The organism is Marinobacterium arenosum (genome assembly GCF_019795155.1).
Taxonomy (GTDB): domain Bacteria; phylum Pseudomonadota; class Gammaproteobacteria; order Pseudomonadales; family Balneatricaceae; genus Marinobacterium_C; species Marinobacterium_C arenosum.
This window is the reverse complement of the sequence record NZ_JAILYN010000003.1, coordinates 16,192-32,200: the sequence shown is the minus strand read 5'-3', so window position 1 is coordinate 32,200 and position 16,009 is coordinate 16,192. Positions and strand designations below refer to the sequence as shown.

At 62.4% G+C, this 16,009-nt stretch carries 16 protein-coding genes; 1 reads left to right on the top strand and 15 read right to left on the bottom strand.

Going from position 1 to position 16,009, the window contains the following annotated elements; translation table 11 throughout:
- Window positions 1-141: 141 nt before the first annotated feature.
- The 7 genes from K6T12_RS02030 to K6T12_RS02000 all read right to left on the bottom strand — a co-directional run bounded on the left by K6T12_RS02030 (window position 142) and on the right by K6T12_RS02000 (window position 7,931).
- Window positions 142-1,140 (bottom strand): alpha/beta hydrolase, encoded by a 999-nt coding sequence (locus K6T12_RS02030; RefSeq protein ID WP_222218991.1) that lies wholly within the window; start codon window positions 1,138-1,140, stop codon window positions 142-144.
- 100 nt (window positions 1,141-1,240) lie between these two features.
- Window positions 1,241-2,248, bottom strand: a complete 1,008-nt coding sequence (locus K6T12_RS02025) for an ABC transporter substrate-binding protein (RefSeq protein WP_222218989.1) — start codon at window positions 2,246-2,248, stop codon at window positions 1,241-1,243.
- Between the two features lie 61 nt (window positions 2,249-2,309).
- Window positions 2,310-3,647, bottom strand: a complete 1,338-nt coding sequence (locus K6T12_RS02020) for an ABC transporter permease (RefSeq protein WP_222218987.1) — start codon at window positions 3,645-3,647, stop codon at window positions 2,310-2,312.
- Complete coding sequence (locus K6T12_RS02015) at window positions 3,640-4,707, bottom strand: quaternary amine ABC transporter ATP-binding protein (RefSeq protein ID WP_222218985.1); 1,068 nt, start codon at window positions 4,705-4,707, stop codon at window positions 3,640-3,642. The genes K6T12_RS02020 and K6T12_RS02015 overlap by 8 nt, the downstream gene beginning before the upstream one ends.
- 145 nt (window positions 4,708-4,852) lie before the next feature.
- Complete coding sequence (locus K6T12_RS02010; RefSeq protein WP_222218983.1) at window positions 4,853-5,821, bottom strand: 3-hydroxyacyl-CoA dehydrogenase NAD-binding domain-containing protein; 969 nt, start codon at window positions 5,819-5,821, stop codon at window positions 4,853-4,855.
- Between the two features lie 16 nt (window positions 5,822-5,837).
- On the bottom strand, window positions 5,838-6,728 hold the full coding sequence (locus K6T12_RS02005; protein WP_222218982.1) for a BKACE family enzyme: 891 nt from the start codon (window positions 6,726-6,728) through the stop codon (window positions 5,838-5,840).
- Between the two features lie 246 nt (window positions 6,729-6,974).
- Entirely contained in the window at window positions 6,975-7,931 is a 957-nt protein-coding gene (locus K6T12_RS02000) for a GlxA family transcriptional regulator (RefSeq protein WP_222218980.1), read from the bottom strand.
- A 484-nt stretch (window positions 7,932-8,415) separates the two neighbouring features.
- On the opposite strand from K6T12_RS02000, the gene K6T12_RS01995 reads away from it, so the two are divergent.
- A complete protein-coding gene (locus K6T12_RS01995) occupies window positions 8,416-8,898 on the top strand; it encodes a thioesterase family protein (protein WP_222218978.1) in 483 nt (160 codons plus the stop codon).
- Between the two features lie 240 nt (window positions 8,899-9,138).
- Here K6T12_RS01995 and K6T12_RS01990 read toward each other — a convergent pair whose 3' ends face one another.
- The 8 genes from K6T12_RS01990 to K6T12_RS01955 form a co-directional block, all read right to left on the bottom strand.
- Window positions 9,139-9,486, bottom strand: coding sequence for a RidA family protein (locus tag K6T12_RS01990; RefSeq protein WP_222218976.1), 348 nt, complete (start codon window positions 9,484-9,486; stop codon window positions 9,139-9,141).
- Window positions 9,476-10,894 (bottom strand): FAD/NAD(P)-dependent oxidoreductase, encoded by a 1,419-nt coding sequence (locus K6T12_RS01985; protein WP_222218974.1) that lies wholly within the window; start codon window positions 10,892-10,894, stop codon window positions 9,476-9,478. The genes K6T12_RS01990 and K6T12_RS01985 overlap by 11 nt, the downstream gene beginning before the upstream one ends.
- The gene (locus tag K6T12_RS01980) at window positions 10,884-11,216 is read right to left on the bottom strand and encodes a (2Fe-2S)-binding protein (RefSeq protein ID WP_222218973.1); all 333 of its coding nucleotides are present in this window, start codon (window positions 11,214-11,216) and stop codon (window positions 10,884-10,886) included. The genes K6T12_RS01985 and K6T12_RS01980 overlap by 11 nt, the downstream gene beginning before the upstream one ends.
- 3 nt (window positions 11,217-11,219) lie before the next feature.
- A complete protein-coding gene (locus K6T12_RS01975) occupies window positions 11,220-12,323 on the bottom strand; it encodes an NAD(P)/FAD-dependent oxidoreductase (RefSeq protein WP_222218971.1) in 1,104 nt (367 codons plus the stop codon).
- A gap of 118 nt (window positions 12,324-12,441) precedes the next feature.
- On the bottom strand, window positions 12,442-13,131 hold the full coding sequence (locus K6T12_RS01970) for an ABC transporter permease (protein ID WP_222218969.1): 690 nt from the start codon (window positions 13,129-13,131) through the stop codon (window positions 12,442-12,444).
- Window positions 13,131-13,823 (bottom strand): ABC transporter permease, encoded by a 693-nt coding sequence (locus K6T12_RS01965; RefSeq protein WP_222218967.1) that lies wholly within the window; start codon window positions 13,821-13,823, stop codon window positions 13,131-13,133. The genes K6T12_RS01970 and K6T12_RS01965 overlap by 1 nt, the downstream gene beginning before the upstream one ends.
- 110 nt (window positions 13,824-13,933) lie before the next feature.
- On the bottom strand, window positions 13,934-14,707 hold the full coding sequence (locus tag K6T12_RS01960) for an ABC transporter substrate-binding protein (protein WP_222218965.1): 774 nt from the start codon (window positions 14,705-14,707) through the stop codon (window positions 13,934-13,936).
- A 122-nt stretch (window positions 14,708-14,829) separates the two neighbouring features.
- The gene (locus K6T12_RS01955) at window positions 14,830-15,609 is read right to left on the bottom strand and encodes an ABC transporter ATP-binding protein (RefSeq protein ID WP_222218963.1); all 780 of its coding nucleotides are present in this window, start codon (window positions 15,607-15,609) and stop codon (window positions 14,830-14,832) included.
- Window positions 15,610-16,009 lie beyond the last annotated feature (400 nt).

Genomic DNA, 16,009 nt, shown 5'->3' with positions numbered 1-16,009 from the left:
ATATTCCCGGACCAGGCGCTCCCCTCCGCTTGAAGCTGCGCCACATCCGCCCGAGCATAGCATTCACCCTGGATATAAAAAGGCCGGCCGGTAGACCGGCAATCTCCGGACCTGACGCTGCCTGCCGTGGCGGCAACGCTGTCAATCCGGGGAGTAGCAATACTCACCCTTATTTCCGCTCAGGCTCGGGCTTTCGCCTTCTCCACAAGCGACATCTGCCGACTCGGTTGCGACGCCAAGGCGTTCAACCGCGGCACAGATCAGCCGATACAGCTGGTCGGCCTCGCTGGCCCGATTCACCGCACGTAGCGCCCCGTGTACCAGCCCCGCGATCTGCCGGTACTCGGCATCGACGCCGGCGGCATTCAGGACATCGCCATAGCAACGGGCATCGTCACTGAGCGGATCGAACTGCGCGGCAAAGATCGCCGCCGGCGGCAATCCATCGAAGGAATCTGCCGACAGCGGCGCCTGTTCCCCCACTACCGCACCGCGTTGAGGACCGTAGCATTGCCAGCAGAACTCGATAGCGGCCCGGTCCAGCAGCGGAGCATCGGCCATTTCCTGATGCGATGGCAGGCTGCCCGGCACCGCCAGCGCCGGGTAGACCAGCACCTGCCCCACCGCCTGCGGCAGCCCCAGCCGGCGACAGCGTAGGGTCAGCGCGGCGACCAGGTTACCGCCGGCGCTGTCACCCAGCAGCAGCGGGGCGGCAGCCTGCTCGGCCAGCAGCGCACGATAGACCGCGCTCAGATCATCCAGCGCTGCCGGAAAGGGCGCTTCCGGTGCCAGCCGGTAATCCACCGCGATCACTTCCCGCCGACAGTCCTGCGCCAGCTGGGCGCAGAAGCTGTCATGGCTATCCAGGCCGCCCAGATACCAGCCGCCGCCGTGGGCAAACAGTATTTGCGTTGCCGCGCTATCGCCTTGCGGGCGGTAGCGCCGTACCGGCACCCCATTCAGCGGTTGATCCCACACCTCGACGGTTGGCGGACGCGGCAGACTGAAATAGTCAGCCATCGCGTCATACGCGTCGCGCTGAGCCGCAATCCCCCGGTCGATCAGCTCGGCGGGATAAAAACTTTCGGTTTGCTCGACAAACGCCTGCATGGCAGGACTTAGCGGGAATCTACGCGTCATCTCGCTGTACCCATCACTCGGACGTTAAGGAGGGAGAGCGCGCACCACTGCTCACCTCCCCCACCTCTTGCCCTTCTATTGCCCTACTCTTAGCCAACGCTTACTTCAGCCAGCCCTTCACCACGTCCGGGTTCTGGTAGACCCACTCCTTCGCCATGTAGTACGGGTCCTGGCCCTGCTCGGCGATGTTGTAGATCCACCGACTGACCACCTTGGCATCCAGTGCCACATTGCTGAGGAACCGGGCCACCTGCGGGGCGCGTTTTTCCAGCTTGCCGGAGTAGGCGATATGCACCTCGGTACTGGGGGCGTTACAGGTGATCGAGCTCTCCTCCAGCCAGTTTTCGGTATCGACGAAGTTGTAGCAGCCGTTCGGGTTGTACAGCGGGTGATCCTTCTTGTTGTCACTGGCGTAACCGGTGAATTCAGGTTCCTCCAGCTGGCGCAGGTCGTAGGCGGAGTGGATCGACTCCGGTGTCCAGGAGAAGAACAGGATGCCCTGCTTGCGGCGCACGGCATTTTTCAGCTGCGCCTTGATCACCGAATCGGAGACGATCAGCGGCTCGAAATACTTGTCGAAGCCGTAGCTCTTGGCCTTGATCTGGTTCAGCTTGACCGCGCCCCAGCCCGGTGCGCCCGGCCAGTAGTCCCCCTTGCCGTCGCCATCGCTGTCGAACAGCTTGGCGATCTCCGGCTTGGCCAGGTCCTGTACGGAGCGGATGTCGTAGGTATCCTGCATATAGCCGGTGATAAACAGCCCTTCGGTGCCGTTGTAGGGGGTCTTGTTGGACTTGATCGATTCCTTGGAGCCGGCCACCACGAATTTCTGCCAGGGTTCGGCCTGGGCCGAGGTCCAGACATCCGGGTGCACGTCGATCGCCCCTTTGCCCTTATCCATCGCCGCCCAGATCGCCGACTGGTCGGCCGCGATGATCTCGACGTCGACGTCGAGGTTTTCCTCCATCACCACCTTGAGCACGTTCTCGATCGCCAGCGAGGCATCCCAGCTGACTTCGCCGATCCGGATGGTTTCCTTGGCCTGTGCAGAGCTGGCAGCGGCCAGCACGACGGCTGCACTAAAACCAAGGGATAGGATTTTGTTATTCATATTATTTATTCCTGTTGCTTGAGGTTGGGTCGGGCTTCGCCCTGGGCGAAGCCATTGGAGATCAGTTGTTGTTGCGGCCGCCCTGAATGATGCGGTCGAGGATCATCGCGCAGAGCACGATGGCGATACCCGCCAGCAGGCCTTTACCCGCTTCCATATGCTGCAGCGAGAACAGCACGTCGTAGCCAAGACCGCCGGCACCGATCAGCGCGGCGATCACCACCATCGACAGGCTCATCATGATGCTCTGGTTGATGCCGGCCATGATCGACGGCACCGCCAGCGGCAGTTCCGCCTTGACCAGGATCTGCCGAGGGCTGGCGCCGAAGGCCAGCATCGCCTCGACCACCGATGCCGGTACCTGGCTGATACCCAGCGTGGTCAGGCGGATCATCGGCGGCATCGCGAAGATCACCGTGGCCAGTACCGCCGGCGGCTTGCCGACCGAGAAGAAGGCGATCGCCGGGATCAGGTAGACGAAGCTCGGCATGGTCTGCATCAGGTCCAGCAGCGGCGTCAGCACCGCGTTGACGCGACGGTTCTTGGCGGCCCAGATGCCCAGCGGGGTGCCGACGATGAAGCAGATGAACACCGAGGCGGCAACCAGCGCCATGGTGCTCATCGCCTTATCCCAGAAACCGAAGAAGCCGAGGTAGCTGAGCGCACCGGCGGTGAACAGCACCACCCGGATACCGGCCATCCGCCAGGCCAGCAGCATCAGCAGCAGCGCCATCACCGGCCAAGGGGTGCCGATGAACACCAGCTCGAGGAAGTTGAGGATCTCGCGAATCGCCAGGGTGATGGCGTCGAACAGCCCTTCAAAGGTCAGCGTCAGCCAGTCGACCAGGGCGTCGATGCCATGGGCGGTAACACGCGCCAGCTCCCGGTTGCCGGGGAAGGTCTCGATAAAGCTGGCCACCTGCTCGGCGCTGAAGCGGTAGATGGTCAGCGGATAGGTGGCCAACATCAGCAGCAGGCCCTGCAAGCGGCGCTGCTGGCTGACCCCGCAGTTGAGGCTGGTGTTGATCCGCCAGCGGTTGAAATAGCGGTGGTAGAGCGGGTTGGCGACGATCGCCACCAGGCCGCGGAACAGGCCGAACAGGAGGATACCCAGGCCGAGGCGGCTGCCATATTGTTCAGCGCCCCACAGCCCCTGCGCGACAAAGATCAGGCTGAACACATCCAGCACTGCGGCCAGCCAGAACAGGCTCCAGAGGTTGCGACCGGCGGCCCACAGCGGTCCGGCGATCAGCGCGGCGCTGTTGAAGGTGAAGGCATGGCGGTTATGGGACAGGCGCTCGAACTGGCGCAGGTAATAGTCGCTGGACTGGCCGAGGAACTGCTCCAGCAGCGCCAGTTCGCGGCTTCGTTTGCTGGTGATACTGTCGTGGTTACTCATGGCCGTCGTCCCCCTTGATACCGCGCAGCAGGTCACGTCGGGTGACATAGCCCAGCGGCTGTTGCCCCTCCATCACCAGGATTGGCGCGTCGTGCTCGATCGCTAGGTCGGTCAGCGTGCCCAGGTCGGCCTCGGGCGAGGCCACCGGGCAGTGTTCGGCGGTCAGTGGAACCGCTCCCCGATAGCTGTCCAGCGGTTGCATCACGGTATGGGCGAACACCAGTTTCAGCCGCGAGATATCCTTGACGAACTCGGCCACATAGTCGTTGGCCGGCGCGGTGATGATCTCCTCCGGGGTGCCGATCTGGACGATCTCGCCATCCTTCATGATGGCGATGCGGTTGCCGATACGGATCGCCTCATCCAGGTCGTGGGTGATGAACAGGGTGGTTTTCTTCATGCTGCGGGACAGCTCCAGGAACTGGTCCTGCAGCTGGCGGCGGATCAGCGGGTCCAGCGCGCTGAACGGCTCGTCCATCAGCAGGATCGCCGGATCGGCGGCCATCGCCCGGGCCAGGCCGACCCGCTGCTGCATGCCGCCGGACAGCTCCGACGGCAGGCGGTCCTCCCAGCCGCTCAGTTGCACCAGCGCCAGCTTCTGCTCGGCGATGCCGAGGCGCTTCTCCTCGTCGACACCGCGCAGCTCCATGCCCAGCGCGACATTTTCACGCACGGTACGGTGCGGCAGCAGCGCGGTATGCTGAAACACCATGCCGATCTTCTCGGCGCGCATCTGGCGCAGCTGATCGGCGTTCAAGGCGTTGATATCATCGTCGCCGATCAGGATCTCGCCGGCGGTGGGTTCGATCAGTCGGTTGATATGGCGCACCAGGGTGGATTTTCCGCTACCGGACAACCCCATGATGCAGAAGATCTCGCCTTCGTCGGCATGGAAGGAGGCATCCGCCACCCCGACCACGCAATCGAATTCATCCTGTACCTGCTCTTTGCTCAGGCCGCGGCTCCTGACCGCTTCAAGCGCTTCCTCGGCCCGGTCGCCGAAGATTTTCCAGACATTGCGGCACTCAATCGCCGGTCTGGCAGAGTGTTGCTCGATCATGATTTGGCTCACCTGCTTTAACCGCTCGGCTAACCGATAGAGTCTGCCGACGGGTGTTGTTTTTATTGTTCGGTTTACCGCTGCCAACAGCAGCGGCCGTGTGGCCATTAGCCCGCTCCGGGGACAATCGGAGCGGGCGCGGGTATCAGCGGCTGATACCCTGCTGTTCGCGATACTCCTGCAGGGTCTGCATGATGCGGATCAGGCAGTCGTCCCGCTCGCGAATCAGTTCGTTGATAGAGGCACCGTTGGCCTGGCTCAGGCAGCCGGCCACCATGTCGTCCTTCAGCTGCTGGGTCAGCTCCGGCGCCTCGAGCCGGGTCCAGGGTTCTTTCAGCGACTCCTCGAAGTGATCGAGCAGATGCGCCATGCCGCCCTGGCCACCGCCCAGGTGGTAGGTCAGGCAGTGGCCCATGATCGCCCAGCGCAGACCCGGCCCGTAGGCGATCGCCTTGTCGATGTCCTCCACCGAACACTCGTTGTTGGCAACCATGTGCAGCGCCTCGCGCCAGAGCGCTTCCTGCAGGCGGTTGCCGATGAAGCCCGGCAGCTCCTTGTCCATCTTGGCGACCTTCTTCTCGGTCGCTTCGTAGAACTCGGCGGTCCAGTCCACCACCGCCTGGCTGGTGCGCTCACCACCGCAGACTTCGCAGAACGGCACCAGGTAGGGCGGGTTAAACGGGTGGCCGACGACAAAGCGCTCGGCGTGCTGCGCCACCTCGACCGCCATATCGGTCATCGCGAAACCGGAGGTGCTGGAGATGATCACAACCTCCGGCGGCGTCAGCCGGTCCAGCTCGGCGAACAGGGCGCGTTTCGCTTCGAGATTCTCAGGAGTGCTCTCCTGGATCACCTGAACGCTGGTCGCCAGCTCCTCCAGGCTGTCGGCAAAACTCAGCCGCTGCGGGCTGGCGCCTTCACGCAGCCCCAGCTTCACCATGGTCGGCCAGATATGGTCGACCATCGCCAGCAGCTTTTCGCGGGCATCGGGGCCGGGGTCGTAGGCAACGACATCCATCCCCATGCGCAGGAAGTGCAGCGCCCAGGCGCCGCCGATCACGCCGGTGCCCAGTACGCCGGCTTTGGTTACGTCAGTTGGTTGTGGTCGGTTCATCAGAGCTCTCCGGCTATTACTGAGTGCCGCGCAGGCGCAGCTTTTCACGGGCTTGGGCCGGACTCAGCACCTTGCCACCCATGTTTTCGACGATATTGACGGCCCGCTCGACCAGCTGGCCGTTGGTGGCATAAACGCCGCGATCCAGGTAGAGGTTGTCTTCCAGACCGACCCGGACGTGGCCACCGAGCAGCACCGACTGCGCCGCCCAGGGCAGCTGATGGCGGCCTAGCGCAAAGCTGGTCCAGTTGCTGTCGGCCGGCAGCATATCCACCATCCCCTTCAGCAGGCTCAGTTCCGGCGGGCAGCCCCAGGGGATCCCCTGGCAGAGCTGGAACAGCGCGTTGTCATCCAGCAGCCCCTCCTTGCGCATCTGCAGTGCGAACCAGAGGTTGCCGGTGTCGAAGATCTCCAGCTCGACGGTGACATCCAGCTGTTTGATGCGGGCGGCGGCGGCACGCAGCATGTCCGGCGTGGAGACGTACACCAGGTTGCTGTCGCCGAAATTCAGCGAGCCGCAATCCAGCGTGCAGATCTCCGGCTTCAGCTCTTCAATATGCGCCAGCCGCTCGAGGCCGCCGACCAGATCGGTCTCTGGACAGAATTCCGTAGGCTTATCCTCGGGGCCGATATAGAGGTCGCCGCCCATGCCGGCGGTCAGGTTGATGATCAGATCGCAGTCGGCGGCACGCAGCCGTTCGCAGACCTCGGCATAGAGATCGAGACGGCGCGAGCACTGCTTGGTATCCGGATCGCGAACGTGAATATGGGCGATGGCGGCGCCGGCGTTCCAGGCTTCGATCGCCGCGTTGGCGATCTCTTCAGGGGTGACCGGCACATGGGGACTGCGATCTGCGGTATCGGCCGCACCGGTGACGGCACAGGTGATGATTACATCCTGATTCATAGCGTGTTGGGCTCTTTTGTTGTTATTCGATGCTATTTGATGCGCCGGCCGGGGAACCCGGATGCGGCTCCCGGCGCTGGCGTGATATTCAAGCTACGCTTCTGAGAAGGATGTTTTTGACTAATACCGAAGATAGATTGACTAAAAACGAAGACATTTAGCAGAGGTCGCTAACGGATATGCCGTTGGTCGTTTTCGGTGATTCGGGGGGCAGCAGTCGCCAATCACTGCCCTCCGTGGACAGGATCAGCGCTCCTGGCTGGGCTTCTTGTTGAAGCGCTGCTGGTAACAGCGGGTGAAATGGGACAGCGAGGCGAAACCGCAGGCGAACGCAATACTGGTAACGCTATCGGTGCTCTGCTGCAGCATCCAGCGGGCCTGGTCCAACCGCAGATTGCGGTAGTAGGCGTTGGGGGTTTCCTGCAGGTAGTGCTTGAACAGCCGCTCCAGCTCGCGGGAGGAGATATCCAGGTACTGGGCGATCTCGGGAATGCTGAGCGGCTCCTCCAGGTTGCGCTCCATCAGCTGGACCGCGTTGACCAGCTTCGGGTTGCGGCTGTCGAGCCGCTGCTGCAGCGAGGTCCGCTGCGGATCGGTATGGGCCCGTTTACGGGTGTAGATCAGCTCGTCGGCCACCGCCGTGGCCAGACCGTGGCCATGCTGGGTGGAGATCAGGTGCAGCATCATATCCAGTCCGGACAGCGCGCCGGGGCAGGCAAAGCGGTTGCGATCGACCACCAGCAGTTCCTGCACGATCTCGACACCCGGAAACTCATTGGCGGTACTCTGCAGGTTTTCCCAGTGCATGGTGGTGCGGTAGCCATCCAGAATACCGGCCGCGGCGAGCAGATAGGTGGCCGTATCCTGACTGCCGATATCGGCACCGAAACCGGCCTGTTGGCGGATAAAGCTCAGCAGCGCCGGCGTCACCTGCGCCTGCGGCTGCTCGCCGGCACAGACGATCAGCGTTTCGCACTTGCCGGCATCGCGGATACTGGACTGGCTCATGATCTCGATGCCATCGCTGCTGGTGACCAGCCCGCCCGGTTCCGAGATCAACTGCCACTGGTACAGCTCTCGCTGGCTGGCCCGGTTGGCGTGGCGCAGCGGGTCGAGCATCGAGGTCAGCCCGAACAGCGAGAAGCCGGGCACCAGCAGGAAACTGATCGTCTGGGGGTATTTCAGCGGACGGTTACCGAACATCTGCCACCTCGGCCGGCCAACCGGCAATTTTTGTTATCGTCATAATCCGTCGATATTTAACACTTGGTATTCGGATATAGGCAAATCCTTCCATTGACTGATCATTAATATCCTTCAAATCTTCCTGTGACGATAAGAACTAAGGAACCTGTGAACAAGTCCCTTGGGCCTCTGGCTTTCGGAGCGACCAGAGATCAATACCCACACGCAAGGGCATAAAGGCAACGATTACAGGCGTACTGGTTGTCCCCGGAGCGCCGGCCGGACGTAAATCGTTAACGCAGAGCTCTGCTCGCCCGGGTGCCGGACCACCGAAAGCCCCGGAGGGCGGGCCCTATAACGGCCATCTGCTTTGTCAGGCAGCTTGGAAAGGACGCGTCATTCCGCTGCGCTGCCTTTCGTGCATCTGGCCGTTCTAGAGCCCGCAGAGAACATAAGGGACTTATTCACAGGTTCCCCAACAATCAGCAAGAGTGATCCACTGATGACAGAAACACTGGTGGTATACGAGGGGCGCGTCAGCCCCGACTGGATCGACTACAACGGCCATATGAACGACGCCTGTTACGTGCTGGTGTTCAGCAAGGCGATCGACGAATTCATGGTGCAGATCGGTTTGGACGAAGCGTTCCGCGAGGAACATCAGGTATCGATCTACACGCTGCAGAGCATGGTCCACTACCTGCAGGAGGTTGGCGAGGCCGAGCCGCTGCAGGTGCGGGCCCAGCTGCTGGAAAGCGACGGCAAGAAACTACGAGTGTTCTTCAGCATGTGGCAGCCGGAAACGGCGCTGGAGCTGGCGGCGATGGAGACCCTGCTGCTGCACGTGGACATGAACGCCCACCGGGCGGCGCCCTTCCTACCGGAAACTCAAGACAAGGTCAGCCAACTGCAACGGCTGCACAATACCCTCGCCTGGCCCGAGCTGGCCGGCCGCAGCATCGCGCTGAAACGCCCGGCCAGCTGAACAATCGCCGAATACCTATACTTAGTACAGGAGTGCCAGTAATGGCCTCCAGCGGCCCGGGGTCCCCCGACACCATGCGGAGGGGTTCTGGGCCGTCAATTTTTGCATTGCTTACGGGCAGGTTCCCTCGTTCGCCACCGCCGCAGGAATTTTATTACGTCAGACCTGCAACCGATCCATGGCTTCCGGTTTGATCGCACAGATCGCATGGGTGGTTGCGGTGACCTCAGCTGTCGAGCTTCAAACCGCCGCGATCACCGAGATTTCCACCAGCAGTTCCGGCCCAGCCATCGCGGCCTGCACGCAGGCCCGAGCCGGGGCATGGCCGGCCGGCACCCAGCTGTCCCAGACGCTGTTCATGGCATCGAAATGCTGCATATCCGCCAGATAGACGGTGGCCGACAACATCCGCTCCCGGCTGGAGCCGACGCTCGCCAGCAGTTCATCCACCTTTTCCAGCATGGTCGTGGTCTGGACGAGGATATCTCCGGTTTCATCCTTAGTGACCTGGCCGCACAGATAGGCCACACCGTTGTGGACCACCACCCGGCTCATCCGGCGGCCGGTTTCAAAGCGTTCAATGTTCATTCGCTGTCTCCTGATCAATAGTTGCGGCCGGGTCGGCCAATGTCGCCAACTCACCGAGATTTAAGGGTTTCACCGGCGCACGCAGCCGGTAATAGCCGCTGTCCTCAACCGGTTGTTGGTTCAGCTCGGCCATCAGCTCGGATACCGTCAGGCCACATTGGCGCCCCTGGCAGGGCCCCATGCCACAGCGGGTGAAGCTCTTCAGCTGGTTGGGCCCCATACAGCCCTGGGCTGCAGCGGCGCGGATATCACCCAGCGTCACCTCTTCACAGCGGCAGACCATCACCTCTTCCCGCACCGGCTTGCGGAACGGCTCCGTCGGACGATAGAGGGTGTCGAGAAACGGTCGGAACGCCAGCTCGCGCTGCAACTGTCGCCGCCACTGACGGCTGCTGGCATCGCGTTGCGCCGCCGTTTGCCGACCCAGCAGACAGGCGATCTGCTGCACCGCCAGCCGTCCGCGCAGGGCAGCCGCCACCGCACCGCCGATACCGCTGCCGTCACCGGCGATGCTGATATGGGATTGGCTCGATTGTCCCCACGGGTCCAGCTTCGGCGTCCAGCAGAGCTGTCGGTCGTTCCAGCGGTGTTCGCAGCCGCTGGCCATTGCCAGGTTGACGTTGGGCACCACCCCCTGATGCAGGAACAGCTGGCGGGTATCGATCAGCGCCTGCCGTCCCTTGGCGCGGTAACGCACCTGGCTGACGCCGCTGCCGGAGTCGCCCAATGCTTCCAGCTCGGTTACGCCACGGATGAATGGTATACCGGCGCGCTTGATCTCCCTGAACAGCTTCAGCCCCTTGATCAGATAGTGCCGGCCACGCAGTGCGCCGCCCAGCTGACGCAAAGCACTTCGGTAGTTGCCGGCCGGCATGGTATCCAGCACCGCCTTTACCCGAATGCCGGCCTGCAGGTACTGCCAGACGATCAGGTAGAGCAGCGGTCCGCTGCCGGCGAATACCGCATCCTGCGCCGCCAGTCCCGGATTTTTCAGCAGAATCTGCGCGGCACCGGCGGTCATCACCCCCGGCAGCGTCCAGCCGGGAATCGGCATGGGCCGCTCCTGGGCGCCGCTGGCGATCAGCACATGGCGGCAGTTGAGCGATGCGCTGGCTCCTTCGCTGGAATAGAACAGCTGCCCCTCCGGGGTGATCTGCCACACCGTGGCGCCGCTGATATGACGACAGCCGCTGTCACGAAACGCCTCGGCCAGCTGCGCGCCGGCGTAGTAATCCGGTCCCAGAATGGCCCGGTCACGCAGCGCTGGGCGTTCGATATTGCGGTAGATCTGTCCGCCGGCGCGAGGCTGTTCGTCCAGCAGCACCACCGACAAACCGAGCTGGCGAGCCTGCACCGCCGCCGCCATCCCGGCCGGCCCCGCCCCGACGATCGCCAGATCAGCGTCCATCACCCACCTCCTGCTGCTCGGTCGCCTGGCCTACGACACCGACCCCCTGCTGGCGGCGGATCGCCATGCCGTCACGGACCTCGGTCATACACCCCTGGCGGTTAGGGATACCGTCCACCTCCACCAGGCACTCGTAGCAGACGCCCATCAGGCAGTAGGGGCCGCGTGACTGGCCGGACACCAGCGTGCTGCGGCTGGCATTGCGACCCGTTGCCAGCAGTGCGGCGGCAACCGTGTAACCTTCGGGCACCTGGTGGATTACGCCATCGATAGTGATGCTGACCGTAGCTCGGTCAGCGCGTTGACTGACATCTTGGAACATCGCTTAATCCTGAAAACGCCGGGGACAGAATGCGGACAGCGAGCTGTCCAGTTCACCTTGCAGCAGCATCGGCGCCAGCTGCAGCGCATGGGCCGCCGCCAGCGTGACGCCGCTATGGCAACTGAATGCGAAAGCCTGGGGGCCGGCTTCGGCGGAACGGTCATACAGCGGATAGCCGTCCGGACTGAGCACCCGCAGCGCGCCCCAGCCCCGCACGATGCGGCGCTGGCGCAGTGCCGGCAGCAGTCGGATTGCCCGAGCGGCCAGCTCCGCCATCACGGTAACCGTATTGCTGTCATCGAGGCCGCTGTTCTCCGCCGAATCACCGATCTGGATGGTCCCCTCGCCGGTCTGACGCAGATAGATGGAGGGGTACTTCAACAACGGCGGCAGCCGCTCGGTGATCAGCAGCTGGCCGCGCTGCGGATGCAGCGGCTGTTGCAAACCCAGCATCGGCGCCAGTCGCTGGTTGTCCAGCCCGGCGGCCAGGATGACCTTGCCGGCGCGCAACTCGCCCTGTTCGGTCTGCAGCAAGAAACCGTCAGCCAACCGCTCGATGGACTGCACACTATGGCGTGGCCGGTAGCTGCCGCCATGGGTCACGAAGCCGGCCTGCAGCGCACGCAACAGGAACAATGGATTCACATGGCCGTCATTGGGCGAGTAGCCGCCGCCCGGCAGGTCCGGCGCCAGGTTAGGTTCGAACGCCTGCAGCTCCCGGGCATCGAGCATCTGGTACTGGAACGCGCCGTCACTTACCGCTGCCTGCCGGGCCAGCTCGTCAGCATAGTCGCTGAGTTCCCGGTCATCGAGGCAGTAGTGGATGCCGCCACGGCGTTGATACTGGACATCGATGCCGGTCAGCTGCTTCAGCTCCTCGGCAAAGGATGGCCACAACCGGGTCGACAGCAGGGTCCAGTGCGCATAGGCCGGGCAGTCCGCCCCCTTGCCCTGCACCCAGAGCAGGCCGAAGTTGCCGCGTGCCGCCCGCAGGTCTCGGTCGCCCTGATCGAGCATCACCACCTCGGCGCCAGCCCGCGCCAGACCATAACCCAGCGCCGAGCCGACCATGCCGCCACCGACAATGGCCAGGTCGCATTCATTCATCAATCACACCTCCTGCGCTTCGAGCGGGCGCATGAAAAAGGCCCGGCACCCTGACAGGTACCGGGTAAATGGCTGAACATTCGTCAGCCAGGATCAATCGATAGAAAAGGTCGGCGCCTCAGCTCCGGGCCCGCAGGTGGCCGAGCCAGCGATTCTCCAGCCGCTTGAACAGCCAAATCACGACAAAGGTCAGCGCCATGTAGAACAGCGCCGCGGTGATGAACGCCTCGAAAGGGTTGTAAAAACGGGAGTTGACGATCCGCGCAGCGCCGGTGATATCGACCAGCGTGATGATCCCGGCCACCGCACTGCCGTGCAGCAGGAAGATCACCTCGTTACTGTAGGCCGGCAGCGCCCGCCGGAAGGCGCTGGGCAGCAGGATACGACGAAAGATTTGGCCGTGGCTCATGCCGAACGCCCTGGCCGCCTCCAACTCCCCCTCGGGAGTGGTTTCAATGGCGCCGCGGATGATCTCGGCGGTGTAGGCGGCGGTGTTGAGCGTGAAGGCCAGCAATGCACACCAGTACGCTTCCTGGAAGAACGGCCAGAGCAGGCTTTGCTTGATCGCCTCCAGCTGGCCGAAGCCGTAGTAGATCACGAACAGCTGTATCAGCAGCGGGGTGCCGCGAAAAACGTAGATATAGCTCCAGGCCGGCAATCTCAGCAACGGATTGCCGCTGCGCCGCATCACCGCCAGCGGCAGTGCCAGCAGCAGGCCGAGCAACAGCGACAGGGTCACCAGTTTGACGGTGGTCAGCGCCCCCTGCCAGTAAAGGTCCAGGTTTTCGAAGATCAGCAGGAAGTCCATCACAGGCTCCGTTTCAACTCAGGGCTGTAGCGGCGCTCGGCCCACTGCAGCAACAGGGTGCTGAGGGTGGTGAAGGCGAGAAACACGCCGGCCACCAGCAGGTAGAAAGTAAAGGGCTTCTGTGTCGCACCGGCCGCCAGCGAAGCTTTGCGCACCATGTCATCCAGGCCGATCACCGATACCAGCGCGGTGGTCTTGAGCAGTACCAGCCAGTTGTTGCCGAAGCCCGGCAAGGCGTGGCGCATCATCTGCGGGAACAGGATGCGACGGAACACCTGAAAGGCGCTCATACCGTAGGCATAGCCGGCTTCCAGCTGGCCCGGCGGTACCGCCAGGATGGCGCCGCGAAAGGTCTCGGCCAGATAGGCGCCGAAGATAAAACCGATGGTGCCGACACCCGCCACGAACGGGCTGATCTCGATGTAGTCTTCATAACCGACCGCGTAGGCGGCCTGATTCACCACTGCCTGGCCGCCGAAGTAGATCAGCAGCATCAGCACCAGGTCGGGAATGCTGCGTATCAACGTGGTGTAGCCCGCCGCGAGCCGGCGCGGGAGCGGCTTGCGCGACAACTTGCCCAACGCCCCCAGGATGCCGAGCAGCGTTGCCATCACCAGCGAGGCCAGCGCCACTTCAATCGTCAGCAGTGCACCGTCCAGTACGGCGGGTGCATAGCCATCAAAGTTCAACATAAATCACCGTTACTAGCTGTTCGATAACCCGGCCGGTTAAGCGTCTTGCGAGCAGTCGGGAGCCGGTCCGCCCGGCTCCCATCGTTCGCGGATTACCCGTCGCCGGGCGATCAGCCGCCGTAGATATCGAAATCGAAGTACTTGTCCTGAATCCGCTGGTAAACGCCGTTGGCGCGGATCGCCTGGATGGCGTTATTGAACTTCTCCCGCAGCGTCGGCGAGTTCTTTCGGATGGCGATTCCCACCCCTTCGCCGAACCACTCGCGGTCGGTAATCATCGGTCCGACCAGCTGGTACCGATCGCCACCGTCCTTCTCCAGCAGGCCTTTTTTCACCGCCGGGATGTTGCTGATCACCAGGTCGACCCGGCCCGCCTTCAGGTCCAGGAAGGCGTCATCCTGGGCGCCGTAGCGTTTGATCTCGGCGCCCGGGAAGTTGGCGGTGACATACTTGTCTTGCGTACTGGCGCGCTGCACGCCGATCTTCTTGCCGTCCAACCCGGCCGCGCTGAAGTCGAAGTCCTGGCCCTTTTTAACAACGAAACGGGAAGCGACCTGATAATACTTGTCGGTGAAGTCGACCTTCTGCTTGCGCTCTTCGGTGATCGACATGGACGCCACGATGGCATCGAACTTACGGGTCATCAGCGCCGGAATCATACCGTCCCAGTCCTGCGCCACCAGCTTGCACTTGGCCTGCATCTCTTCGCACAGTGCGTTGGCGATATCGATATCGAACCCGGCCAGCTCACCGCTCGGGGTAATCCAGCTGTACGGAGGGTAGGCGCCTTCCACGCCGATACGGATCTCATTCCACTCCTTGGCGGACACGTTGGCGGCACTGAATGCGGCGGCGGCCGTGATAACGGCGAGTAACTTTTTCATCTTCGATCTCCTTTATTATTTTTTTGCGTCTCTAACCGGGAAAATTAACCGGGAAAATTAACCGGGAAGTTCACTGGCAAAACCAGCGGGAAAATCTGTCGCCAGAGTCGCCGGCGGGCGGCTCAATAACTGCTGGCAAGGAACTGTTGCAGACGCTCCGAACGGGGCGCGTTGAACAGTTGATCAGGCGCGCCCTGCTCTTCGATGCGGCCCTGGTGGAGAAACAGCACCTGGGAGGAGACATCACGGGCAAAGGCCATCTCATGGGTTACCACGATCATGGTGCGGCCCTCGGCGGCCAGCTCGCGCATCACCTGCAGCACCTCGCCGACCAGTTCCGGGTCCAGCGCGGAGGTGGGTTCGTCAAACAGCATCACCTGCGGATTTACCGCCAGTGCGCGGGCGATCGCCGCGCGCTGCTGCTGGCCGCCGGACAGATGACCGGGATAGGCGTCCTTGCGCGGGTAGATACCCACCTTGTGCAGCAGTGCCTCGGCCTGCTCGATCGCCTCTTTACGGGGGACGCCCAGTACCTGCACCGGCGCTTCGATGACGTTTTCGAGGATGGTCATGTGTGACCAGAGATTGAAACCCTGGAACACCATCGCCAGTTTCGAGCGAATCCGCTGTACCTGCTTCTGCTGCTCCGGATGGAGCAGCCCCTTGCCGTCCGGCTTCAGGCGAATCTGCTCTCCCGCCACCCGGATATCGCCCCCGTTGGGCATCTCGAGCAGATTGATGCAGCGCAGGAAGGTGCTCTTGCCGGAACCGGAGGAGCCGATCAGCGAGATCACATCGCCCTTATGGGCAGTCAGCGACACCCCTTTCAACACTTCGTGGTCGCCGAAGCGCTTGTGCAGATCGGTAACTTTGATCGCTTCCTGTGAATCTGATGCTGGCATCTGGAGCTCTGAGTTTATGTTTATATTTGTCATTGAAGAGTCCTGGTAGCGGTTAGCCGGGGTCCACTTTACAAAGCCGACCGAGCCCCCACCAATGCCAATGCCACCACACCCTATGCCTAAACCTTATATCCGTTCTTTAGGCAACCAGCGCTGCGAAGAACCAGCGCTCAAAAACATAGCCTTAGCAATCAATAGGGGTAGACCGTTAAAACTGCTGACGAATTCGGCCACGGCGGCAAAGCAAACAGCTATGCGGCAGGGGAATAGGATATTGATCGTGTGCCACAGATCCCGCCATAGATCCGGCCATGGAAAAACCTTGTAGGGCGGGCAGTTTATTTGTGCTTACACGGCGCTTGTTCAGCCGAGGTCGATGGTTTCCCGCCAGCCCGCCAAG